Below are 22,331 nucleotides of genomic sequence, written 5' to 3' on the forward strand. Positions count from 1 at the left end.
TTTGCGGCGCGGCTTCGCATCCCATGCGGCGCCTTCGCATCCCTCCGGCCGCACGCCACCTCGCGCGGCTACATTAAAGCCGATCGATCCGGTCGAGCCGCGCACCCCGCGCGCTCCTCCGGCGCCCCTCCCACCCACCCTGTGCGAGCACGATGAAACTGCTGCGGATACTGACGGGCGTCCACGCGGGAGCGCAGTTGCAGCTCACGCCGGGCACGCATCGCGTCGGCGCCGACGACGATGCCGACATCCGCCTCACCGACTGGCGCGGCGCGGATGCGCTGTTGCACGTCGACGCGAGCGGCGTGGTCAGCGCGCAGCGGGTCGCCGATGCCGCCGCCGTGTCGGCCGCGCAAGGCGCGGACGGCCAGCCCGCCGCGTCGCTAGCCGGCGAGGAAGTGGTGCTGCTGGTGGACTTCGTGCCGATGCAATTCGACGACATGATCCTCTGCATCGGCGCGGACGACGCGGCATGGCCGTCCGACCTCGACCTGTTGTCGATGTTGCTGGCGCGGCCCGCCGAAGCGCGCTTCGCGGCCGAACGCAAGAAACGGCGCCGTTACGTGGGCGCCGTCGCGGCGTGCTTCGTCTTGGGTATCGTGATCGTCGCCGGTTCGCTGCTGACCACCACGCAGATGAGCCGCGCCGCGCTGCCGCGCAATGCCGACGATCGTGCGCAACGCGTTAGCGAGGCGCTGGCCGCGGCGCATCTGAGCGGCTTGCAGGCGCACGCCGTCGGCAGCACGGTGGTGGTGACCGGCATGGTCACGAGCCCCGCCGACGACGACGCCGTGCGCACCCTGCTGGCGCGCGTTTCGCCGGGCGGCCTGGCGCGCAACTACGACGTCGCGCAGAACGACGCGCGCAGTATCGAGGATTCATTGGGTGTGGCGGGCGCGCATGTCCGCTATCTCGGCGACGGCAACTTCGCGGTGACGGGTGCCGTCAGCAGCCGCGCCGACCTCGACGCCGCGCTGGCGCGGGTGCGCGCCGATCTGGATCCGAACGTGAAAAACATCGTGGTGCAGGTGGCGGAAAACGGCAACGTCGCCGCGGGCAGCGCGGCACCCGCGTCGTATTCCGAAATGATTTCCTCCGACGACGTCCGCTATGCGCAGACACCGGACGGCGTCAAACATATTTACGCCGTCGACCCGCCCGCGCCGGACAGCGAGGCGAATGGGGCCGGCGGGGCGAAGGACGCCAGCAATACCAGCACCGCCAGCGCCACCAGCACCGCCGCGATCGTCGACAACGACACCGTGGCCCGCAGCACGGCAGGTGTCGTGCCGCTGCCCAACCCCGCGACCTTGCCGGCGGCCCAACCCCACGGTCCGGCAAGCTGACCCGTCAACCGCTATTGCCCCGTTCAATCAGGAGATCGACATGTACGAGCAGCTCGAAACCCACGCCAGCGAATTCAACGATTTGCAGAAGACCCTCGCCGATCCCGCCGGCGCGCCGACAGTGGACGCGATTCGCCAGTCGCTCGAAGCGACCGCGCAGCGGATCAGCGAAACGCAAGGCGCCACCGACCTCGATCGCAACAATCTGGCCAAGCTGTATCGCGGCTTTCTCGCTGCGTCGCGCGTGATCGCGCGGCTGCAGGAAAAACAGGCCGGCGCGCGCGCCTGACACGGCGGCGCAACGGCTCACCGACGCGCCGGCGCGGCAGCCGGCGCGGCGGGCAACGCGCTTGTCGCGGCGGCGTGGCTCTCCTGAGCAGCCGACGCGGCGGCAGGTCTCGATGTAGGCCACTCCCACTCTTTATCCCTAGTCACTGGAGGTTCTTATGTCCGTAGGAAGCGCAGGCGGAATGATGGCTGGTCTCACGCAGGAAATGGACCAGATGACGATGATGTCTGCCCAGATGCAAGTCGAGCAGAGCATGTATTCATCGGTGGCGAACATTGCGAAGAGCGGTGCGAGCAACGTCAAGGATGCGTCGCGCGGCAGCTAGGCGTCGCTGAGGCGGGCCGCTCGCCGACGGCGGCGGCTCGCATGCGGCCGGTCCCGTTTGCGTTTTTGTTTCCGACGGGTGCCGGCTGTGTCTTTTCAGGCGTTTGCGCCTTTGTGTTTTTTCGCTTTTTTTGCCGGCGCCGCGATGCGGTTTGCCGGGACATCCGGTTGAGCCGCGCGCGCAACCGCCACGCAGGGTACGAGGATGAGCAGCGAGCGTTACACCAGCCTGATCATGGATCTATGCGCGGTCGTCGGCCTCGGCGACGCGGACCCTGTGCTGCGCTCACGCTCGATCGAAGTCGAAGGCTTCGACGTGCGGCTCGACTATTTCGAGCGCGACCTCGACGCGATGTATGCGAACTTTCATTTCGGCACGGTCACCGCCGGGCGCACGCTCGTCGTGTTCCGCCTGATGCTCGAAGCCAACCTGCTGATCTATGCGCAGGACCAGGCGCAGCTGGGACTCGACACGGACACCGGCGGCGTCGTGCTGGTGTTGCGGCTGCCGTTCGCCGACGACCTCGACGGCAACGCGCTCGCCGATCTGCTCGCGCACTACGCGGAGCACGGCCGCTACTGGCGGCAAAACATCGTGGAATCGAGCGACGAGATGTTCGAGGGCATCGCGTCGGGGGAGTTTTTCTGGTTGCGGGCTTAGGGTTCCGAATGCGGGCCTGGCGGCGCACGCAGCGGACCCCGATATAACGTCAACCCTTCGACGCCTCTTCGATATTGCGCGCGCCCTGCTTCATCAACTCCGCGATCTGGTTCACTGCCGCCTGCTCCAGTTGCATCACGCCGCCGAGCACGTTCAGGCCCGCCTGTGCCATCCCCGTGACGCCGTTCGCCGTATTGGCCGTGCCTTGCGAGAACGCACCCAGACGGCCGGCGCCCCCCTGCATGCCGGCCGCGAGCTTCTGCGGCATCGCGGCCGCGGCCTGGCTGGCGGCCGTCGCCGCCGAAGAAACCTTGGCCGCGAACGACGCGCGCGTGCCCTTGCCGGCCGCCGCCGTCGATGCGCTACCGCCGTTGCCGGCCAGCGCGTTCAGCTTCGCATCCGCTTGCGGACCGGCGTGCGGCGCGCCGCCGGCCGCCTGGCCACTGTCCGCCGCGGGCGACGGCGACGTATGCGATTCGGTGAGCGGCAGCGTGCTGCTGGAACGTCCGATCGAGGGGGAATTCGGCATGGTGCGGGCTCCTGGTGTGAATGTGCGCCGCACGAGCGAAGCACGGGACAACGACATCGAACGGACGTCCTTATCGACCTTACAACTCACGTGCGGCGCCTGCCGGCGTGGCGCGAACCCGTGTGCGCGAATGCGAAGCGCAACGTGGCATCGCCCGGCACGAGCCGACGCGGCACGCGAAGTCGGCGCTCGCCTGCCATCGCCTGTCCTCGCCTGTCCTCCTGTCCTCGCCCGGTGCTCGCCTGAATGTTCGCGGCGCGCCCGCCCCCCCGTCACGCCTCCACCGCCGCCCGGTGTGTTCGCGCCTCTCGACGCCGGTTCGCGGCCGCTCGTGTATGAGTCATACGGCAGCGGCACACTGCCGGGACCCGTCGCTCAATCGGAGTCCGACTCATGCGCCTCACCCCACTCGACAGTATCGACACGCCGCTGCTGCGGCTGCGCCCACTGACCCCCGCCGACGCCCCCGCCCTGTTCGACCAGATGCTCGGCGACGCCGGCACGATGCGTGATCTGCCGGTGTTGCGCCAGACCGGCGTGAGCCAGACCGACGCCTTCATCGCCGAGGCGTTGCGCGGCTGGGAAGACGGCAGCCTGATTCGCTACACGCTCGAATGCAAGGAGACCGGCCGGCTGACCGCGTTGATCGAATTGAAACCGGCGCTGCCGCGCGTGGAAATCGGCGTGATCATCAGCCGGCATGGCGGCGCGCGGCGACGCCGGGCCGGCGTGCTGGCGTTGCAGGAACTGATCGACTGGCTGATCGAACAACCCGGCGTGTACCGGGTATTCGCATGCTGCGCCGTGGACGGCGCGGCGCACAGTTCAATGGAGCGGCTCGGCTTCGTCAAGGAAGCCGTGCTGACCAATCACGAACCTCGTCCGAATCGCGGCCTCGTTGCCGCCGACAGTTATCTGTTCGCCCTGACGCGCCCGGCGCCGGTTCCGCCGGAACCGGCCAGCGAAGGCGTCGCGTGGTTGCGCAACACCATGCAATGGAGTCTCGAAGATGCCTGACGCGGCCACGCCGGCCCGTCGACCCGCGCCATGCATTCGAAGAAGTGTTCGCCATGAAGGCAATTGTTCACTTCTCGGGCGATAATGCAAAGGTCTGACGAATCGCCGCATCGCGGTAATTCGTCACGCATGCCTTGCGAGTACCCCTCGCCGGTGGACCGAAACACTACTACGCCGGAGACCCATCATGTCGCTACCGCGGCTCACTGGTCAGGTCATCGCCTTTGCGCGATTCTGGCTCTCACGCGACGTGGGCCTGCTGATATCCGACGGCGCCGTCATCGAACTCGGCACGCGCCCGTTCACCATGCTGGCGGCCCTGCTCGAGGCCCGCGGCCGGGTGGTGTCGACCGCCGAACTGCGCGAACTCGTCTGGCCGGGCAGCACGATCGACGCCAATACCGTGCAGGCGCAAATTTCCGCGATTCGCCGCGCCCTCGGCGACGCCCGCGATCTGATCGTCACCGTGGCCGGTCGCGGCTATCGCTTCGCGGGCGAAATCCGTGTGCTCGACACGCCCGACGCCGGACTCGATCTCGCCGCGGCGAACGCGGGCAGCATTGCCGCGTCGCTCGCCACCTCGTTTGCGGCGACCGAGGCGGCCGGCCCGTCAGCCACGGCAACGCTCGCGTCGAGTCCAGCTTCCACGTATGGCGCGAGATTCGGCGCGACTGCAGCGGGGCTTGCGTCGGGGTTCGCCTACGGTGCTCAATTCGGTGCGCAGTTCGGCGCGCAAATCGGTGCAGGGTCCGGTGCACGACTCGGTGCATCATCAGGCGCGCAACCCGGCACGCAATTCGGACCACAATCCGGCACACGCTCCACGTCGGCGCCCGCCGCAGCGTGGGACGCCCCGGCGGCGTCGCGTCTGGCCGCCGCTCCGGCCGCTCCGGCCGCTCCGGCCGCACCGTCCACGCCGGCTTTCCCCGCGCTGATGCCGACCAGCGCGAGCGCGTCGTTGCGCTCGCAGAGCATCGATCCTTCGCCGTTCATCGGCCGTCATGCCGAACTGTCGGAGTTGCTCGCCCTGGTGCCCACGCGCCGCATCGTGACGCTGACGGGCGCGTCCGGCGTCGGTAAAACGCGGCTGGCGATCGAAGCGGCGAGCCACCTCGGTCCGCAATTTCCCGACGGCGATTTCTGCGCGGCACTCGCTTCGCTCGCGCAACCCGACCGCGTGGCCAACGCGATCGGTGCAGCCCTCGGCATGGAACCCGCCGGCGACCTGACCACCTCGGCCAATCTGGCCGCGCAGATCGGCGAGCGGCGCCTGCTGCTGATCGTCGATCACTGCGATCATCTGAGCGAAGCGGCGGCGGCCCTGATCGATACGCTGGTCGCGCACACCACCGGCTTGCATGTGATCGCCACGTGCGAGTCGCCGCTGTTCATCGGCGGCGAGGCGGCGGTGCCGGTGGCCGCCTTGCGCGTGCCGCCCGAACAGACCGACGAGACACCCGCCACGCTCGACTACGACGCGCTGCGGCTCCTCTTCACCCGCCTCGCGCACTGCCTGAAGGCGGCGGCACCGCCCGCGCCGCTGGCGGATGTGAGTCAGCTCGCGCCGGCCACCTGCGCGGCCGCGGCGCTGATTTGCCGGCGCGTCGACGGCGTGCCGTTCGCGCTCGAACTGGCGGCGGCGACCATCGCCGGCCAGGTGAGCAGCGGCATGCCGCCGGAAGATGCGATCGTGGCATTCGCGCGCGAACTCGACACCGTCATGACCCATCGTGGCGGCGGCCGCCGTATCGTGCTGCCGCGCGCGGCGATCGTGCACGTCATGCTCGATCTGTCGTACGCCGCGCTCGAAGCGCCCGCTCGCACCATGCTGCGCCGGCTCGGCATTTTCGCCACGGCGTTTTCGCACGAGGCCGCCTACGAAATGCTCAGCGCGTTCGGCAGCGATTACGGTCTCGAACCGCCCGAAGCCCACCAGCTGGAACACCAGCTTCATACGTTGATGGAGGCGGGGCTCGTGAATGCGGTCGATTGCGACGGCACGTTGCGGCTGCGCCTGCCGCCCGCCGTGCGCCGGTTTTCGCTCGACGCGCTGGAGCGTAATCGCGAAAGCGCCGAGGCCGGCCTGCACCATGCGCAGTACGTCGCCCGCGACATGGCGCGCCGGTTCGGCGCGGGCGTCGCCATGGCCACCGCGCACAGCCGCTACGATATCGATGCGTTGCGCGCCGCGCTGGAGTGGGCCGTCTCCGTCGACAAGGTGGAGCTGTGCACCGAGCTGCTCGACAACACCGCGCCGATCTGGGCCGCGCTCGCGTTGGTCGACGAATACATCGGCTGGGTGCGGGCGGTGCTGGCGCGGGTGGACAGCGTGTCGATGCGGCGCATCCGCGACGAGATGCGGCTGCGCGCCGTGCTCGCGCGGGCGCTGACGCTCAAACGCAGCGCGTCGGCGGAGATCGTGCAGAGCTGGCAGCGCACCTACGACCTCGCCAACATCTGCGCCGATACGCCGTACCGCCTGCGCGCGCTGTTCTGCCTCGTGATGTGCGCGCTCGACGCCGGCGAGATCAAGCATTGCCGCTGGCTGTCCGGCCAGTTCAGCGAGATCGCGCCCATCGCGCACAGTCCGGTGGTGAGCATCAACGCGCGGCGGATCGAGGGCGTCGTCACGGCGTATGGCGGCGACTTCGACACCGCGCTGCGTCTGCTCGCGCCGGTGGTCGGACTCAACGACGAAGCCGACGGCGTCGACGAAGAAGTCAGCCGCGAGGCCAATGCCGTCGCCACCAGTTACGGGCTCTCGCTGCATCTGGTGGCCCGGGCGATTCATGCCGTCACGCTGTGGCTGGTCGGCGAACCGCAGACGGCCGCGCCGCTACGCGTCACGATTCGCGACCCCGCCGACGAGAGCGAGCCGCTCGCGTGCTGCATCGCGCTCAGCCTCGCCTGCGCGCTCGCCGCGCTCGACGACGACATCGCGCTCACCGAGTCCTGCGCCGCGGCACTCGTCACGCGGGCACGCGCGGCGGGCGTCAGACGGTGGCTGCGCGTCGGACTCGATTTCCAGCTTTGGCTCGATGCCCGGCGCGGCGACGAGGAAGCCGCCCTGCGGTTGATCGGCGGCGCGGCGAAACGCATTGCGCGCGAACGCGTGCAGGTGCCTGACATCGCCTTCATCGCCACGCTGTTGCCGCGTATCGCGCTGCATGACGCGCCCGACCTCGCGGCGTCGCTCGGCGCGACGTTACGCGACGCCGTGACCCGCAGCGAGCGAACCGGCGAGCTCTGGTATGTGCCCGAACTGTTGCGTCTGGAGGCGATGGTGCGTCTGCGCAGCGGCGACGATCCGGGCACCGTGCGTCCGCTGCTCGAACGCGCGTTGCAACGGGCCCGGCAGCACGGCGCGCAACGGCTCGCGCTGCGTATCAATGTGGATCTCGAAGCGCTGGAGGCTTCGGTGGGCGTGGGGCTGCTTCGCGTGCGATGAGATCGCCTGGCTCGCCGCCTGGGGGGCATACGTGCGCCGGACCGGCGTCGATCTACAGGCGCTGAAGGCTTCGGCCGGTGTGGCGTGCTTCGCGTTCGGTGACATCGCTTCGCCCGCTGCCTGGGGGTGTCATACGTGCTGCATACCGTGGGTTCAACCGCCGCTCGTTGAACGCCACTCGCCATGTCCGACATCCATGCCGTACCGCCGCGCGTGCCCCACGCGCCGGAAACCGAAGCAGCCGAAGTTCCTCCAGTGCCGGGGCACCGGCCCGGCGAAGCGCCCGCGGCGACGCCCGCCGGCGCACCGCAAGCGCGGCCGCTGGTCGACGACACGCTGCTGGGCCGGCTCGGTAATAGCCTGTCGCGAACCGGCGCGCGACTAAGGGCGAGCAAGTTCGATGTCAGCACCGCGCTGTCGCAAGCGAACCGGCACGGCAAGCCGTTCGCACCGGCCGATTTCACGGCTAACGGTGAGCGGTATGCCGCAAAACCGGTGGCGGGGTCGGCCGCGGCGGCCACACCGCTGGCCAAAAGCGAACGGCAGAGCCGACAGGCGCTTGGGAAGACGGCGCGGGCTTCGGGTGCTTCAGCGGGTGCTTCAGCGGCTGCTTCTGCGGCTGCTTCTGCGGCTGCTTCTGCGGCTGCTTCTGCGGCGGCGTTGGTTGCTTCGCCTCCGGCTGCTTCGGCTGCGCCCATCGCGGCGACCGCGCACGCCGCCACGCCTGCCGCCGCACACGAGCAGCCAGCCTCGACGATCCCCCTCGACGCCATGGCCAGCGAAGCCGCGTTGCGCGAGTACGTCGGCCATCAGCTCCCGGCGCCTGCGAACGATCTGCTGGCGCAGGCCACCCTGTCGCATCGCCTGAACGCATTGGGTGGCCCGGATGCCGCGTTGCCGGCGAGTCGCGGCGCGCTGGTGGCCCAGGCCTTACACGGCGCGACGATCGGCGATGCGCGCAGCGCCAACGACGTGCTCGGCGCACTCGAACACCTCGACTTCGCGCAGATGCACACCGCCCGCTCCAGCACGCCGGCCGAAGCCGGCGCATGGCAGGTCGCGCGCACGCTGGCGCGCACCGATGCCGGCTTCGAAGCACTCACGCAGTTGCGTCACGGCGGCCAACCGCCGCCCGGCAATGCGTCGACCCAACTCGCGCAGCGCATGATGCTGCAAGCCGCCGACGCGCTCGACCCGCCGCTCCACGGCGCGGGCCCCGCGCAAGACCCGGCGCCCGCGGCGGTTGCCGCACGCGCGGCGCCAGCCGCCGGCACGGCCGTTGGCGACACCCCGCTCGCCTGGCAAGCCTACGACGCGGCAGCGACCCTGACCACGCAAGGGCGCGGCGCGTTGAACGCCGATCAGAAAGGCGCGTTCTTCGCCTGGCGTCAGAACTTCCGCGACGACGGGCGCGGCAGCGATTTGTCCCAGGCACGCGAGCGTCTGAACAAGTTTTCCGCGAAGACTATCGACCGGGTCGGCGAAAACCGCTGGAAGAGTTTCTTTCCGCGGCTCGTGGGCAAACGTAGTTCGCCGCTCTCGGCGTTGCGCTTCGGTACGCAAGGCGTGCCGCGCAAAACGGTCGGTGCCGAACAGGCGAAATTCGAGGACAGCATGCGCGAGGCGTTGGCGCCGCTGTGCGAGCGCCCGGAAATGCGCGCCGCGGCGGCGCTGTCGCACGCGCGTCCGGAGCAGTCGATCGCCGAGCTCGCCGCGCTGCACGTCTGGCTCGAAGCCGGCGGCTTTCCGAACGGCCGGCTCGACGCCGGCCAGTTGCAGCAGGTGACCGAACGCGCGCAGCGGTTGTGCGCGGAACTGCAACCACGCGACGTCGGTTCGCCCGCCACGCTCGACCGTCTGCGCACCGAGACCACGCGTTGGGCCAACACCGACCCGCACGTGCTGGCTCGCAGCAAGCCGTTCAAATCGATCGCGAAACAGCCGTTCAATCTGGAACGGCTCGCGGCGTGGGGCAAGGTCGCCAAGGTCCCCGCCGATTCGCCGTTCTGGACCCAGGTGTCGTCCCTGAAGGATCGCGCGCGGCCGCCCAGTCCGACCGCCGACGCCGATAACACCGGCGCGGTCCGCCAAACGCTCAAGGACGTCGCGCACGATCTGCAATCGAGTTCGCGGCTGCGTCTGACCGACGGCAGCCGGATCGGCATCAGCACGCGCGGGTTGTCGGCGAATCTCAGCAAGGTCTTGCACGCGGGCGCCGTGCCGATCGCGCCGCGCCTCGATCTGCGCGCGTCGAAAACGCGTGAGGCCGTGGTCGAACTGAGCCGCGGCACGCACGGCGTCGAGATGTTCGTCGGCACCGCCAGAACGCAGGTGCGGCATGCGGGCATCGGCGTGCTGGTCGGCTATGACGTCGACGTCGGCCTGACCCAGATGCGCGCGGGGCTCACCACCCAGGCCGTGCTGCATTCGCAGGAGTTGTCCGAGCCGAGCGGCGTGTCGCTGCGCGTGGCACGGCGCGTCAATCAGAACGGTACCGGCTACGACGACGGCGCGATGCGCGAAAAACTCGAGGGCGTCATCGATCACGTGTTCGACGAGACGACCCAGGCGCACGGCGCGAACTCGGGCGGCGCGCGCGGCACGTGGAACCGTCTCGCCGAGCATTATTTCGACGATCCCGACGTGTCCGTCAGTTGGACGGATACGGTGGCGCGCACCGTCAAGCGCGGCGCCTCCGCCGAAGTCGGCGTGTCGGTGAGCGTGCCGAAGGTCGGCTCGCCGTTTCGCGCGGGCGCCGCGCTCGGCATCGGCTACGAGAAGACCGCGAAACAGACGCTCGATTCGAACGAGCAAAGCGGTCGCATGCAGGTCGAGCAGCATCGGGTGGGTGCCGGCTCGCGGCTGATCGGCCGACTGAGCGGAACGGTTAGCGCGACGAAATCGGTCGGCGCGCACGATTCGAGCGTGGGCGTGGGACTCGTGTCGCTCGATGCGCCTTCCGCGAGCATGACCTTCGCCGACGATAGTCATCTCGCCAAAGTGCAGCTGGTGCGCGAGAACGGTGCGCTGATGCATCGTGCGTGTCTGTTCGACACCGAGTATTCGAGCGCCGAGACCTACACGCGCGCGCTCGATGCGAGTCGCGATCAGTGGGTCGGTCTGTTCGCCGAACAGGTGCTCGACGAACAGGAGGCCGAGCGCCAGGAGGCGCGGTTGAATGGCCGGGCGGCACCGCAACAACCGCCGGCGCGTGAAGTGGCAGAGGAACGGCTCGATCGGCATCTTGGTGACGTGAAGGCGAACCGGCGGCCGAATCAGACTTACTTTCATCGGTATCGGCTCAAGCGGGGCGCGGCTAAACAACTCGATTTGCTGGCGGCGATGGCGAAGCAGTTGCCGCCGGCGGAGACGGCGGCGGGACATCGGCAGATCGATGCGAAGGTGGATGGGATTCTCAACGATCCGGCTTCGTGGATGCCGATCGAGCTGAAGGTTAAAGAGCGCACGACGAGCACGCGGAGCCCGGGGTTTAACTTCGCGCTGCAGTTGAATACGCAGACGAGCGCGACCGGGGACCGGGAGCTGTTTGCGGAGAGTATTCCGTTTGCGTTGGTGGATCGGTTGGATGGGTAGGGGTGGGAATCGCGACCGCGTACATGGATGCGGTCCCGAACACGCTGCGAAAGCTCGTTTGTTAGCGTATAGCCCCGTTTTCATGGCTCAGGCGTCCGTCATACCCCGGAGCCGAGGCCCCTCAGTCAAGCCTTGAATCAGTTAGAAGCTTGCCACGTTTTGAGGTGTCGAATCAGAGCTGACGCCATCCAGACGACAATCGCCGCGATGATAAAGCTCGCGGTAAGCAATACGCCCAGCAACACATTTTCCTCACCCTCGGTACCGGTTGTTCGAAACAGCTGAAACAACGGCGCCAATGCCGTCCACGCCGCGTCGCTGCCGACCCAGCGCGCCAGAGGGCCAATTTGCGAAAGGCCGATGAATACGAGCGGGGTAAGCAAGGCAGCGAGAGCCATGCGCAAGATGCTTTTCATCGCACTTCCACCGTTCCGTAGTACGGGATGTCGGTACCTGGGATCATCGTAGGCGGTTGAGATAGCAGGTAGCTTCGCAGGCGATCAAACTGCGCCTGCGATGTGAGCGTGATGCATCTGTCACTGACATTCCAGCGGCCAGTGGGATGCAGCCGGAAGTTGCCGCGCCTCACGCCGTTGACGAACGTCCAATCGTCAATCTTGCCGTCGGCGCTGTACAGCGCGAACCACGTGGCGCGATCACTCCTGGACCAGATATCGAGCGCGAAGTCGCGCACCCGTCCAAGTCGGCCGCCGGGTTCGCGCGTGATGATGTAGTAGCGCCCCTTCGGGATCGGTCCAGCGCCGACAACCGCGGTATCGGAGGGGTTATCGATGTGCTGACTATTGCCTGAAAACGCGGCCACGCCGCCGAATCCAGAGCAGACCAGCGCGGACACTTTCTGATTGTTAAGCGTGAAATAGCAGGACGCAGGCATTACCAATGCCCTCGATTGCGATAGACGGCCGTAATGTATGACGAAAGAGACTGTGCAGGCAACGAACGACGTCGAAGAGCAATGAAGTTATGCGATTTGGCTGCGGATAGCCTGGTGCTGTCTCAGTGATTGTTCCCAGACAACGGAATTGCCCCAAGGACGCCCCGCTCTGATGGGAGGCAATGAGAACTCTGAGCAACGATGGAAATTGAAACTGGCTAAAACCCTTGATGCAGTGGATTTTTTAACTACAGAAAACACGGGGAGAACCCATGGTACCGGGGACCGGACTTGAACCGGCAAGCCGTTAGGCGGCGGATTTTAAGTCCGCTATGTTTACCAATTTCATCACCCCGGCAGGGCGTTGAATCTTACGTGGACGCGAATTCTACCATTGCCTGGCGAGCGCACCAAACCGGCGCAATCCGACCGCCCATCCACCCTTCCCCCGCCCCCGCCGCGCTGAATGTCGAAGTCATCCGTTAGTCACAAAGCTTCCCGATAATCCGCTCACGAAAACGTTTACAACGCGACGTTGACAACCCGACGTTTGCAACCCGAGCGGAACCCCATGACCCCGACGATCAAAGATGTCGCCGCGCACGCTGGCTTCTCCATCGCCACGGTCTCGCGCGCGATCAACGCGCCGCACACCGTCAATCCCGTCACGCTCGACAAGGTGCGTCAATCGATCGACGCTCTGAATTTCCGCCCCAGCCCGCTGGGCCGGCAACTGCGCGGCGAGCGCACGCGTCTGATCGGCGTGGTTCTGCCCACGCTCGCCAACCCGGTTTTCGCCGAATGCCTGCAAGGCATCGACGAACTCGCGTCGGCCCGGGGCTACCGGCTCATGCTGATGACCACGCAATACGACGCCGATCGCGAACGCCACGCCATTGAAACGCTGCGCGAACATCGCGTGGAAGGCCTGATCCTGACAGTGTCCGACGCCGACACGCACCCGCTGCTCGATGAACTCGATCGCGACGGCCTGCTTTACGTGCTGATGCATAACGACACGGTGCGTCGCCCGTCGGTGTCGGTCGACAACCGTCTGGCCGCCTACGACGGCGTGCGCATGCTGATCGCGCACGGCCACCGCCGCATCCTGATGCTGGCCGGCTCGCTGGCCGCGTCCGACCGCGCGCGTCAACGGCATCTGGGTTACTCGCAAGCCATGCAGCAGGCCGGCCTCTCTCCCGCGCCCGCGCTCGAAGTGGATTTCAACGCCGACGAACTGTCGCCGTCGGTGCTCGCGCATCTGACCAGCGGGCCGAATCGGCCGAGCGCGCTGTTCTGCAGTAACGATCTGCTCGCGATGGTGGTCATGCGCGGCCTGCGCCGCGCGCGTCTGCAGATTCCGCACGACATGTCGATTCTCGGTTTCGACGGCCTCGCCGTGGGCGATCTGCTGTCGCCGCCGCTCGCCAGCGTCTGCGCGCCGAATCGCGAAATCGGTTGCGCGGCGTGGGAGCGTTTGCTGGCGCGTGTCGGCGGGACGTACGAAGCACTGAACGAAACCTCGCTCACGTTGACCTTGCCGCACAGCTTGCGCCAGGGCGCGACCATCGCGGCGATTTCGAATCGCGATGCGATGTCGTCGTCGCCGCACGCAGCCGCGACGGCAGCGGAAAAACCGTTCGCCTGACCCGTCTTCCGACTCACGTCTTCTAGCTCACGTCTTCGGATGCACGTCTTTCGACTCACGCACTTCGACCCCGAACCACCCGCTCTCGTCCTCTCCAGGAGACCCGCAGTGATCCGCTCGTCCGCCCGCTTTATTTCGCCGCTTAAGCCGCTTAAGCCGCTTAAGCCGCTTAAGCCGCTTAAGTCGCTCAAGTCGCTTGCGTCGCTTGAATCGCTCAAGTCGCCCCAATCGCATCCGTCACTCAAACCGCGCTGGTCCCGCCTCGCGCGCACCAGCGCCGCTGTGCTCTCCGCCGGCGCGCTAATCACCGCCGCGCTAGGCGCGCTTGCCCCGCAAGCGGCTCTCGCCGACGAAACCGCGATCTGCTACAACTGCCCGCCCGAATGGGCCGACTGGGCAAGCCAGATCAAGGCGATCCAGCAAAAGACCGGCATCCGCGTGCCGTTCGACAACAAGAACTCCGGCCAGTCGATCGCGCAACTGATGGCCGAGCAGAAGAGCCCGGTCGCCGACGTGGTGTACCTGGGCGTGTCGTCGGCCTTCCAGGCGAAGGATAAGGGCGTGGTCCAGCCGTACAAGCCGGCGCACTGGGACGACATTCCCGCCAACGAGAAGGACCCGCAAGGCTACTGGTTCGCGATCCACTCGGGCACGCTGGGCTTCTTCGTCAACAAGGACGCGCTCGAAGGCAAACCGGTGCCGCGTTCGTGGGCCGACCTGCTCAAGCCTGAATACAAAGGCATGATCGGCTACCTCGATCCGTCGAGCGCGTTCGTCGGCTATGCAGGCGCGGTGGCGGTGAACCAGGCGCTCGGCGGCACGCTCGACAACTTCGAACCGGGCCTCGACTGGTTCCGCAAGCTCAAGGCCAACGCACCGATCGTACCGAAGCAAACCGCCTACGCACGCGTGATGTCCGGTGAAATTCCGATCCTGCTCGACTACGACTTCGACGCCTATCGCGCCAAGTACAAGGACCACGCGAACGTCGAATTCGTGATCCCGAAGGAAGGCACGATCTCGGTGCCGTACGTGATGAGTCTCGTGAAGGGCGCACCGCATGAAGCGAACGGCAAGAAGGTGCTCGATTTCGTGCTCTCCGACGAAGGCCAGAAACTGTGGGCCGAAGCTTATCTGCGCCCGATCCGCGCCAACGCAATGAGCCCGGAAATCGCCGCCAGATTCCTGCCGGCCGCCGACTACGCACGCGCCAAGCCGGTGGATTTCGGCAAGATGGCGGAGAAGCAGTCGAGCTTCGGCGAGCGTTATCTCCAGGTGATGCATTGAACGACATTACGTTTCCGCTGCGCTGGCGCATTGCGTTGATCGCGCCGGCGCTGGCGGTGTTTATCGCGTTCTGGCTGTTGCCGATGGGTGCGCTCGCGCAACTGAGCGGCGACGGCCACGCCTTCGCCACCTATCGCGCCATGCTGACCAATCCGCGCTACATGTCGAGCCTCGGCGCGACCGTGCTGCTCTCGGCAGCGGTCACGGCGGCCACGCTGGTGTTGTCCGTGATCGCCGGCTTGCTGCTGGCGCGCCGCGAATTTCCGCTCAAGCGCACGCTGCTCGCGCTGCTCACCTTTCCGTTGGCGTTTCCCGGCGTGGTGGTCGGCTTCATGGTGATCATGCTGGCGGGACGGCAGGGGCTGATCGGCGCGCTCTCGCTCAAACTCACCGGCGACCGCTGGGTGTTCGCGTATTCGATGAGCGGCCTGTTTCTCGGCTACCTGTACTTCTCGATTCCGCGCGTGATCGTCACGGTGATGGCGTCGGCCACCAAGCTCGACGCGTCGCTCGAAGAAGCCGCGCGTTCGCTCGGCGCGTCGCCGTGGCGGATTACGCGCGACATCGTGCTGCCCGCGCTGTCGCCGGGTCTGATCGCGGCGGGCGCGGTGTGTTTCGCCACCGCGATGGGCGCGTTCGGCACGGCCTTCACGCTCGCCACCGACATCGACGTGCTGCCCATGACCATTTACACCGAGTTCACGCTGAACGCCAACATGGTGACGGCGGCCGGTCTCTCGATCGTGCTCGGCATCGTCACGTGGGTAGTGCTGGCATTCGCGCGCAGCGTCAGCGGTTCCGCCGTGGCGGCAAGCGCATGAGCGGCATCGTCAAATCCGGGGCAACCCGACAACCGGACCTCGCGTCTTCGATGGACAGTCTCCCCGCTCCTTTCCAGCCGGCCGCGAAGCCACGCTCGCGGTTCACGCTGCCGCCCTCGAGAAGCTGGCTCGCGGCCGGTCAATGGCTCGTCACGCTGCTGCTGTGCGCGTTTCTGATCGTGCCGGTCATCATGTCGATCATGGCCGGGCTGACGGTCAACTACTTCAAAGGCGTGTCGAGCGGACTCACGCTGCGCTGGCTCGTCGAAGTGTGGACGCAGTATCACGGCTCGGTGTTCCTGTCGCTCGAAGTCGCGGCGGCAACCCTGTTCATCACGCTGCTGACCGGCGTACCTGCGGGTTACGTGCTCGCGCGCAGCAAGACGCGGCTCTCGCGCATCATCGAGGAATTTCTGGTGCTGCCGATCGCGCTGCCCGGTCTCGCGTCCGCGCTCGCGCTGCTGGTGGTCTACGGCGGCTTCACGATGTTCCGTATGAGCGTGGTCTTTATCGTGGTGGGCCACGTGGTGTTCACGCTGCCCTTCATGGTGCGCGCGGTCGCCGCGGTCTGCGCGAGCAGCGATCTGCGCACGCTCGAAGAAGGCGCGGCGAGTCTCGGCGCGAGCTTCTGGCAGCGCTTCGTGACGGTCGTGCTGCCGAATGCGCGGCCCGGCATCGTAGCCGGCGCACTGGCGGTCGTGACGTTGTCGATCGGCGAATTCAACCTCACGTGGATGCTGCATACGCCCGACACCAAGACGCTGCCGGTCGGTCTCGCCGACACCTACGCGTCGTTGCGTATCGAGATCGGCAGCGCGTACACGATCCTGTTTTTCATCATGACGATGCCTCTGCTCGTCGCCATGCAATGGCTCGGCGTCGATGCGACCGGTCAGCGCAGCGCGGCGAAAAAACGCAGCACGGCTTCGGCATCGAAGTCCATCATCCAGTCCACGCCCACGTCCACGCCATGAAACTCGCCTCCGTTCCCATTACGCTCACGCAGTGCGCGAAAACGTTTCGCGGCACACGCGTGCTCGAACCGCTCGATCTGCGGATCGGCGCGGGTGAAACGCTGGTGCTGCTCGGGCCGTCCGGCTGCGGCAAGACCACCACGCTGCGCATGATCGCGGGTCTCGAAACGCCGGACGCGGGCGGCCGCATCGCCTTCGGCGACGAAGACGTGACCGCGCTGCCAATCGAAAAACGCCAGGTGGGCATGGTGTTTCAAAGCTACGCGCTATTCCCCAATCTGACGGTGCGCGGCAACATCGGCTATGGACTGAAGATCCGGCGCACGGCCGCGGACACCGCGCGTCAGCGCGTCGACGAATTGCTCGCCATGATGCGTCTCACCGCGCACGCCGACAAACCGATCGACCAGTTGTCGGGCGGCCAGCGCCAACGCGTCGCGCTGGCGCGCGCGCTCGCGGTGCAGCCGCGCGTGCTGCTGCTCGACGAACCGCTCACCGCCCTCGACGCACGTTTGCGCGACACCTTGCGCAGCGAGATGAACACGCTGTTGCGCGAGCTGGGTATCACGACGGTCTACGTGACGCACGATCAGGCCGAAGCGATGGAACTGGGCGACCGTATCGTCGTGATGAGCGCGGGCCGCATCGAGCAGATCGGCTCGCCGCGCGACATCTACTACCGGCCCGCGAATCGCACGGTGGCGCAGTTCGTCGGCACGATCAACCGGCTCGCGGGCGAACGCCGCGACGGCATGCTGACGACCACCGGCGGCGCGGTGCCGCTATCGTCCTTGCTGGACACCGCGCAGGGCAACGCCGCGCACGAAATCTTCTTCCGGCCGGAAGACGCGTATCTCGCCGATCCGGCCAACGCGCAATTGCGCGGTCACGTGGAAAGCACGGCGTTTCTCGGCGAGCGCACCCGTCTGACGATAGGCGGCGCCGCACCGGACGCGTTGCTGATCGACGTTGCGGGTCGCGTCGAACTGGCGCGCGGCACGCCGGTCGGCATCTCGATCGCGCAGGACGCGCTGATTGCGCTATCTTGACGACATCGCGCTGCTTGGCCAGAGCGCGCTATAAAAAGGACTACCCTATGCTGCTGGCTCAAATTAGCGACCTGCATATCAAACGGCCGGGCGCGCTCGCTTACCGCCGCGTCGACACCGGCGCGCATCTGGCGCGCTGCGTCGCCGCGCTCAACGCGCTCGAACCGCGTCCCGATGCCGTGATCATGACCGGCGACCTCGTCGACCAGGGCGATCCGGAACAATACGCCTACCTCAAAACGCTGCTTGCGCCGCTCGAGATTCCCTACTTCCTGCTGGTCGGCAATCACGACGAACGCGCCGCCTTGCGCGCGGCGTTTCCCGATCGTTCGGAATTGCACAGCGGCGGCGAGTTCGTGCATTACGCGGTGGATATCGGCCCGCTGCGTCTGATCGCGCTCGATTCGATGGTGCCGGGTCAAAGCGCCGGCTTGCTGTGCGACGCCCGGCTTGCCTGGCTCGCGACGCAACTCGACGCCGCGCAAGGCAAGCCGACGGTGGTCGCGTTGCATCATCCGCCGTTCGTGTGCGGCATCGGCCATATGGACGAACTGCGGCTCGACCCTGCGGCAGCCGACAAACTGGCCGCGTTGATCGCGCGTCATCCGAACGTGGAACGGGTGATCTGCGGCCACGTGCATCGGCCGATGTTCGTGCGCTTCGGCGGCACGATCGCCTGCGCCGTGCCGGCGCCCGCGCACCAGGTCGCGCTTGATCTGCGCGACGACGCGCCGTCCGCGTTCATGATGGAGCCGCCCGCGTACGCGCTGCATCGCTACGATCCGGCGACGGGTATCGTCACGCATCACGCGTATGTCGAGGCCGCCGATGGGCCGTATCCGTTCTATGAACCGGAAGGCGCGTTGATCGACTGATCCGCTCGCCTGATTCTGTCGCCCCGGGCCTTTCCGGCGCGGGGTAAACGCGTCACGCGGCCGTCCGCGCGGTCAGCACGATCTGCCCCGCTCCGGTATGATCGGCACGCTCAAGGACCGCGCATGGGCCGGTCCGTCGAACGTCGCCTCTCATGTCCACATCCAACCCGTCTTCTCCCGCTACCGCCGACCGGTCGTTGCGCGGTCTGCTGTTTCTGCTCGCGACCATTGCCGGTGTGTCGGTCGCGAACATCTATTACAACCAGCCGTTGCTCGACAATTTCCGCCAGTCGTTTCCGGCCGGCGCGTCATGGGTCGGCGCGGTCCCGGCCGTCACGCAACTCGGCTACGCCGCCGGCATGCTGCTGCTGGCGCCGCTCGGCGATCGTTTCGACCGGCGCCGGCTGATCCTGCTGCAAATCGTCGGCATGTGCGTCGCGCTGGTCGTGGCCGCCGCCGCGCCGACGCTGACGGTGCTGATCGTGGCAAGTCTGGCGATCGGTGTGCTCGCCACCATCGCGCAACAGGCCGTGCCGTTCGCCGCGGAACTCGCGCCGCCGGCCGAGCGCGGTCACGCGGTCGGCACGGTGATGAGCGGTTTGCTGCTGGGGATTCTGCTGGCACGCACGGCCTCCGGCCTCGTCGCCGAATACTTTGGATGGCGCGCGGTGTTCGCTCTGTCGGTCGTCGCGCTGCTGGTGCTGGCGGTCGTGATCATTCTGCGTCTGCCGAAGAGCCAGCCGACGTCGACCCTGCCGTACGGCAAGTTGCTGGTGTCGATGTGGCATCTGGTGGTCGAGCATCGCGCGCTGCGCGAGGCGTCGCTGACCGGCGCGGCCATGTTCGGCGCGTTCAGTATTTTCTGGTCGGTGCTGGCCTTGCTGCTGGCCGGCGCGCCGTTCCATCTCGGACCGCAGGCGGCGGGGCTGTTCGGGATCGTCGGCGCGGCCGGCGCGATGGCTGCACCGCTTGCCGGCAAGTTCGCCGACAAGCGCGGGCCGCAATCGATCATCACGGTGTCGATCGCGCTGGTGGCGATTTCGTTCGTGGTGTTCGGCGCATCGGCAAAGAGTATCGCCGGACTCGTGATCGGCGTGATCATTCTCGACATTGGCGTGCAGGCCGCGCAGATTTCGAACCAGTCGCGCATTTACGCGCTCAAGCCCGATGCACGCTCACGCGTGAATACGGTGTACATGGTGGCGTATTTCATTGGCGGCGCGTTTGGCTCCGGCGTCGGCGCGTTCGTCTGGCCGATGTTCGGCTGGCTCGGGGTCAGCGTGGCCGGACTCGCGTTCGCCGGGCTCGCGGCATGGAATCATCTGGCGTTGCCGGCTCGCGCGAAGCGTCAGGGTTTGCTTTGAAACGTGCAACGTGCAACGTTGAAGCGCTAGCCGCGCGAGGCGCTCATTGGCCGCCTCGCGCGTACGCATATTCATGCAGCGCGTCGATCACCCGGTCGAACTCGAACGACTTGTCGTAGAAGTGCCGCACGCCGTATTGCTCGCAACGCTCCCGGTACGCCGGCAACGCATGATTCGTGAGCACTGCGGCGAACACCGTGTCGATCAGCCCCTCGCGTTGCAAATACGCCAGCACGGGGACGCCCGAGCCCTGCTTGAGTTGCAGATCGACGATCACCGCGTCGAACGCCTCGTCGGCCAGCAACGCGATCGCCTGATCGGCGGAGTCGGCGTAAGCGCACACGCGCAGCAAACCGGAGGCGTCGATCGCTTCCACCAGGCTGCGGCGGATCAGCGGCGAATCCTCGATCAGCAGCACACGCAACGGCATATGACTCGCTGGCTCGGTCAGGGTGTCAGGTTCGCTGTTCATCGGCTGGTCTCGATCGTCCATTATTCGATCAAGCCATTCTTGATCGCGTAATAGGTCAGATCGGCATTGTTCGCCAAACGCATTTTCTCGAGCACGCGCGCCCGATAGGTGCTGACGGTCTTCACGGACAAATGCAATTCCTCCGCGATTTCAGTGGGAAGCCGGCCGGCCGCGAGCTTGCAGAAGATCTGGAACTCGCGCTCCGAGAGCGCTTCATGCGGCCGTCCCGCAGCGGGCTTGTCGAGATTGTCGGCGAGCGTATCGGCAACCGCCTCGGATAAATAACGATGCCCGCGCGCCACCGAGCGGATCGCCCGCACGATCTCCTCCGGCTCGCAATCCTTGTTCAGATAACCGTTCGCGCCAGCGCGCAGCAGGTTGATGGCGTACTGGCTCTCCGGATAGCCCGACAGAATCAGCACGCCCTGCTCGGGGCGCACCTGCTTGATCACGCGCAACGTGTCGATACCGTTTTTATCCGGCATTGCGATGTCGAGCAGCACCACGTCGAACGCCTGCTCGCGCACGAGGCTGATGGTTTCGTCGCCGGTGGCGGCTTCCGCCGCGACGCACATGTCCGGCTCGTCGGCGACGAACTGCCTGAAACCCCCTCGGACGATCGCATGGTCGTCGGCTATCAACACTCGAATCATCGGCTTGGTGTCCCTGCTGTGGAAACGCTCCAGAGCAGACATTGTAATGATCTCCGGCACGCTGGCGCGCCGGTCATGCAGAGCGTTACGGGATCCGGCCAGTCGTGCACCTCGTGCCGTTCATGCTACGTGCCACGGGCGCGGGAGCTTGCTTCATTCCAGACCCACCCGCGCCCGGCACGCATCGGCACGCATCGGCACGCGCCGACACAGCGTCGCCGCGCTTATTCCCGTCCTTCGAGAAGATCCGCCATGTCGTCGGCATGCTCTTCTTCGACCGCGAGGATGTCTTCGAACATACGGCGCGTCGTCACGTCCTTCTCGCCGAGATAGCGAACGATCTCGCGATACGTGTCGATGGCAATCCGCTCGGCGACCAGGTTCTCCTTGATCATGTCCGTCAGATTGTCGCCTTCCTTGTATTCGGAATGCGAGCGCGTCTTTAGGCCCTCCGGCGCAAAATCCGGCTCGCCGCCCAGTTGCACGATGCGCTCGGCGATGCGGTCGGCGTGCTCCTGCTCTTCGGCCGCATGTTCGGCGAACTCCGCCGCCACGGCTTCGGAGTTGATGCCCTTGGCCATGAAATGATGCCGTTTATAACGCAAAGTACAGACGATTTCCGTGGCTAGCGCGTCGTTGAGCAGTTTCAGCACGGTGTCGCGGTCCGCGCCGTAAGTCTGCGTGACCGGACCGTCGGACATATGCTTGCGCGCGTCCTCGCGAATCTTCTTCAGGTCCATCACGAACGGCTGGCTAGACGGAGTTTGTGTGGCGGCGCTCTGCGCACCTGGCGATTTCGACATTGAATTTCTCCTTAATCCGTATTGGGGGAACAACGCATCCCGCACGAATCGCGCCTGATGCGCCGGTCAAAGAGGAATCGCTGCGCCTCTACGTTCGGAACACGCCAAGCAGCAACGTGACCACGAAGACGACGAGGAAAATGTAGAACAGGATTTTCGCGATTTCCGCCGCGCCTGCTGCGATGCCGGTAAAACCGAACACGGCCGCAATGATCGCGATCACGAAAAAGACAATGGCGTAGTGAAGCATGGCAATTCTCCTTTCAATGGGGTTCGGCTCGA

Annotated in this window: 21 protein-coding genes and 1 tRNA gene; 14 read left to right on the forward strand and 8 right to left on the reverse strand. The window is 66.4% G+C overall.

Translation table 11 applies throughout. The annotated features are described in order from the left end of the window. The first annotated feature begins 152 nt into the window (after positions 1–152). From BX591_RS02870 to BX591_RS02880, 4 genes are all read left to right on the forward strand, one after another. Positions 153–1,346 carry a secretion protein gene (locus BX591_RS02870; RefSeq protein ID WP_111929196.1) on the forward strand — a complete coding sequence of 398 codons (1,194 nt, stop codon included), beginning with the start codon at positions 153–155 and terminating at the stop codon, positions 1,344–1,346. Positions 1,347–1,386: 40 nt separating this feature from the next. Further along, a complete protein-coding gene (locus tag BX591_RS02875; protein WP_111929197.1) occupies positions 1,387–1,635 on the forward strand; it encodes a type III secretion protein in 249 nt (82 codons plus the stop codon). A 157-nt stretch (positions 1,636–1,792) separates the two neighbouring features. Then, positions 1,793–1,960, forward strand: coding sequence for a hypothetical protein (locus BX591_RS36330; protein ID WP_167378473.1), 168 nt, complete (start codon positions 1,793–1,795; stop codon positions 1,958–1,960). A 204-nt stretch (positions 1,961–2,164) separates the two neighbouring features. Further along, positions 2,165–2,620, forward strand: coding sequence for a CesT family type III secretion system chaperone (locus BX591_RS02880; RefSeq protein WP_111929198.1), 456 nt, complete (start codon positions 2,165–2,167; stop codon positions 2,618–2,620). Positions 2,621–2,669: 49 nt separating this feature from the next. Here BX591_RS02880 and BX591_RS02885 read toward each other — a convergent pair whose 3' ends face one another. Next, positions 2,670–3,149, reverse strand: coding sequence for a hypothetical protein (locus BX591_RS02885; protein WP_111929199.1), 480 nt, complete (start codon positions 3,147–3,149; stop codon positions 2,670–2,672). A 393-nt stretch (positions 3,150–3,542) separates the two neighbouring features. Between BX591_RS02885 and BX591_RS02890 the strand changes: the two genes are divergently transcribed. The 3 genes from BX591_RS02890 to BX591_RS02900 all read left to right on the forward strand — a co-directional run bounded on the left by BX591_RS02890 (position 3,543) and on the right by BX591_RS02900 (position 11,208). After that, complete coding sequence (locus BX591_RS02890) at positions 3,543–4,166, forward strand: GNAT family N-acetyltransferase (protein WP_111929200.1); 624 nt, start codon at positions 3,543–3,545, stop codon at positions 4,164–4,166. A 187-nt stretch (positions 4,167–4,353) separates the two neighbouring features. Continuing rightward, positions 4,354–7,614: an ATP-binding protein gene (locus BX591_RS36735; RefSeq protein ID WP_208459603.1), complete on the forward strand. Its 3,261-nt coding sequence runs from the start codon at positions 4,354–4,356 to the stop codon at positions 7,612–7,614. Positions 7,615–7,797: 183 nt separating this feature from the next. Then, positions 7,798–11,208 carry an autotransporter gene (locus tag BX591_RS02900; RefSeq protein WP_111929201.1) on the forward strand — a complete coding sequence of 1,137 codons (3,411 nt, stop codon included), beginning with the start codon at positions 7,798–7,800 and terminating at the stop codon, positions 11,206–11,208. Positions 11,209–11,345: 137 nt separating this feature from the next. Here the strand turns inward: BX591_RS02900 and BX591_RS02905 are convergent, their stop codons facing one another. From BX591_RS02905 to BX591_RS02915, 3 genes are all read right to left on the reverse strand, one after another. Then, a complete protein-coding gene (locus BX591_RS02905; RefSeq protein ID WP_111929202.1) occupies positions 11,346–11,624 on the reverse strand; it encodes a hypothetical protein in 279 nt (92 codons plus the stop codon). Continuing rightward, a complete protein-coding gene (locus BX591_RS02910) occupies positions 11,621–12,103 on the reverse strand; it encodes a DUF2778 domain-containing protein (protein ID WP_111929203.1) in 483 nt (160 codons plus the stop codon). Before BX591_RS02910 ends, BX591_RS02905 begins: the two co-directional genes overlap by 4 nt. A 273-nt stretch (positions 12,104–12,376) precedes the next feature. Continuing rightward, positions 12,377–12,461 (reverse strand) — tRNA-Leu (locus BX591_RS02915). Positions 12,462–12,674: 213 nt separating this feature from the next. On the opposite strand from BX591_RS02915, the gene BX591_RS02920 reads away from it, so the two are divergent. From BX591_RS02920 to BX591_RS02950, 7 genes are all read left to right on the forward strand, one after another. Next, entirely contained in the window at positions 12,675–13,751 is a 1,077-nt protein-coding gene (locus BX591_RS02920; RefSeq protein WP_111929204.1) for a LacI family DNA-binding transcriptional regulator, read from the forward strand. A gap of 282 nt (positions 13,752–14,033) precedes the next feature. Then, the gene (locus BX591_RS02925; RefSeq protein WP_111929363.1) at positions 14,034–15,038 is read left to right on the forward strand and encodes an ABC transporter substrate-binding protein; all 1,005 of its coding nucleotides are present in this window, start codon (positions 14,034–14,036) and stop codon (positions 15,036–15,038) included. Then, a complete protein-coding gene (locus BX591_RS02930; protein ID WP_111929205.1) occupies positions 15,035–15,859 on the forward strand; it encodes an ABC transporter permease in 825 nt (274 codons plus the stop codon). Before BX591_RS02925 ends, BX591_RS02930 begins: the two co-directional genes overlap by 4 nt. A gap of 50 nt (positions 15,860–15,909) precedes the next feature. Beyond that, positions 15,910–16,833, forward strand: a complete 924-nt coding sequence (locus BX591_RS02935) for an ABC transporter permease (RefSeq protein WP_111929206.1) — start codon at positions 15,910–15,912, stop codon at positions 16,831–16,833. After that, positions 16,830–17,882, forward strand: a complete 1,053-nt coding sequence (locus BX591_RS02940) for an ABC transporter ATP-binding protein (protein WP_111929207.1) — start codon at positions 16,830–16,832, stop codon at positions 17,880–17,882. The genes BX591_RS02935 and BX591_RS02940 overlap by 4 nt, the downstream gene beginning before the upstream one ends. A 47-nt stretch (positions 17,883–17,929) precedes the next feature. Further along, on the forward strand, positions 17,930–18,757 hold the full coding sequence (locus tag BX591_RS02945; protein WP_111929208.1) for a phosphodiesterase: 828 nt from the start codon (positions 17,930–17,932) through the stop codon (positions 18,755–18,757). 152 nt (positions 18,758–18,909) lie between these two features. Further along, entirely contained in the window at positions 18,910–20,121 is a 1,212-nt protein-coding gene (locus BX591_RS02950) for an MFS transporter (protein ID WP_111929209.1), read from the forward strand. 43 nt (positions 20,122–20,164) lie between these two features. On the opposite strand, the gene BX591_RS02955 is transcribed toward BX591_RS02950, so the two are convergent. The 4 genes from BX591_RS02955 to BX591_RS02970 all read right to left on the reverse strand — a co-directional run bounded on the left by BX591_RS02955 (position 20,165) and on the right by BX591_RS02970 (position 22,299). Beyond that, the gene (locus tag BX591_RS02955; RefSeq protein ID WP_176343033.1) at positions 20,165–20,614 is read right to left on the reverse strand and encodes a response regulator; all 450 of its coding nucleotides are present in this window, start codon (positions 20,612–20,614) and stop codon (positions 20,165–20,167) included. Then, positions 20,614–21,246 (reverse strand): response regulator, encoded by a 633-nt coding sequence (locus BX591_RS02960; RefSeq protein WP_035546679.1) that lies wholly within the window; start codon positions 21,244–21,246, stop codon positions 20,614–20,616. The genes BX591_RS02955 and BX591_RS02960 overlap by 1 nt, the downstream gene beginning before the upstream one ends. Positions 21,247–21,470: 224 nt before the next feature. After that, complete coding sequence (locus BX591_RS02965; protein ID WP_111929210.1) at positions 21,471–22,049, reverse strand: ferritin-like domain-containing protein; 579 nt, start codon at positions 22,047–22,049, stop codon at positions 21,471–21,473. An 88-nt stretch (positions 22,050–22,137) separates the two neighbouring features. Further along, positions 22,138–22,299 (reverse strand): DUF1328 domain-containing protein, encoded by a 162-nt coding sequence (locus tag BX591_RS02970; RefSeq protein WP_006052455.1) that lies wholly within the window; start codon positions 22,297–22,299, stop codon positions 22,138–22,140. Positions 22,300–22,331: the final 32 nt, after the last annotated feature.

Origin of the sequence: Paraburkholderia bryophila, assembly GCF_003269035.1 — a bacterium.
GTDB classification, from domain to species: Bacteria; Pseudomonadota; Gammaproteobacteria; order Burkholderiales; family Burkholderiaceae; genus Paraburkholderia; species Paraburkholderia bryophila.

What these genes read in the sequence shown, in the direction of transcription:
- BX591_RS02870 (WP_111929196.1), top strand. Translation starts at nt 153, where the DNA reads ATGAAACTGCTGCGGATACTGACGGGCGTCCACGCGGGAGCGCAGTTG.
- BX591_RS02875 (WP_111929197.1), top strand. Translation starts at nt 1,387, where the DNA reads ATGTACGAGCAGCTCGAAACCCACGCCAGCGAATTCAACGATTTGCAG.
- BX591_RS36330 (WP_167378473.1), top strand. Translation starts at nt 1,793, where the DNA reads ATGTCCGTAGGAAGCGCAGGCGGAATGATGGCTGGTCTCACGCAGGAA.
- BX591_RS02880 (WP_111929198.1), top strand. Translation starts at nt 2,165, where the DNA reads ATGAGCAGCGAGCGTTACACCAGCCTGATCATGGATCTATGCGCGGTC.
- BX591_RS02885 (WP_111929199.1), bottom strand. Translation starts at nt 3,149, where the DNA reads ATGCCGAATTCCCCCTCGATCGGACGTTCCAGCAGCACGCTGCCGCTC.
- BX591_RS02890 (WP_111929200.1), top strand. Translation starts at nt 3,543, where the DNA reads ATGCGCCTCACCCCACTCGACAGTATCGACACGCCGCTGCTGCGGCTG.
- BX591_RS36735 (WP_208459603.1), top strand. Translation starts at nt 4,354, where the DNA reads ATGTCGCTACCGCGGCTCACTGGTCAGGTCATCGCCTTTGCGCGATTC.
- BX591_RS02900 (WP_111929201.1), top strand. Translation starts at nt 7,798, where the DNA reads ATGTCCGACATCCATGCCGTACCGCCGCGCGTGCCCCACGCGCCGGAA.
- BX591_RS02905 (WP_111929202.1), bottom strand. Translation starts at nt 11,624, where the DNA reads ATGAAAAGCATCTTGCGCATGGCTCTCGCTGCCTTGCTTACCCCGCTC.
- BX591_RS02910 (WP_111929203.1), bottom strand. Translation starts at nt 12,103, where the DNA reads ATGCCTGCGTCCTGCTATTTCACGCTTAACAATCAGAAAGTGTCCGCG.
- BX591_RS02920 (WP_111929204.1), top strand. Translation starts at nt 12,675, where the DNA reads ATGACCCCGACGATCAAAGATGTCGCCGCGCACGCTGGCTTCTCCATC.
- BX591_RS02935 (WP_111929206.1), top strand. Translation starts at nt 15,910, where the DNA reads ATGGACAGTCTCCCCGCTCCTTTCCAGCCGGCCGCGAAGCCACGCTCG.
- BX591_RS02940 (WP_111929207.1), top strand. Translation starts at nt 16,830, where the DNA reads ATGAAACTCGCCTCCGTTCCCATTACGCTCACGCAGTGCGCGAAAACG.
- BX591_RS02945 (WP_111929208.1), top strand. Translation starts at nt 17,930, where the DNA reads ATGCTGCTGGCTCAAATTAGCGACCTGCATATCAAACGGCCGGGCGCG.
- BX591_RS02950 (WP_111929209.1), top strand. Translation starts at nt 18,910, where the DNA reads ATGTCCACATCCAACCCGTCTTCTCCCGCTACCGCCGACCGGTCGTTG.
- BX591_RS02955 (WP_176343033.1), bottom strand. Translation starts at nt 20,614, where the DNA reads ATGGACGATCGAGACCAGCCGATGAACAGCGAACCTGACACCCTGACC.
- BX591_RS02960 (WP_035546679.1), bottom strand. Translation starts at nt 21,246, where the DNA reads ATGATTCGAGTGTTGATAGCCGACGACCATGCGATCGTCCGAGGGGGT.
- BX591_RS02965 (WP_111929210.1), bottom strand. Translation starts at nt 22,049, where the DNA reads ATGTCGAAATCGCCAGGTGCGCAGAGCGCCGCCACACAAACTCCGTCT.
- BX591_RS02970 (WP_006052455.1), bottom strand. Translation starts at nt 22,299, where the DNA reads ATGCTTCACTACGCCATTGTCTTTTTCGTGATCGCGATCATTGCGGCC.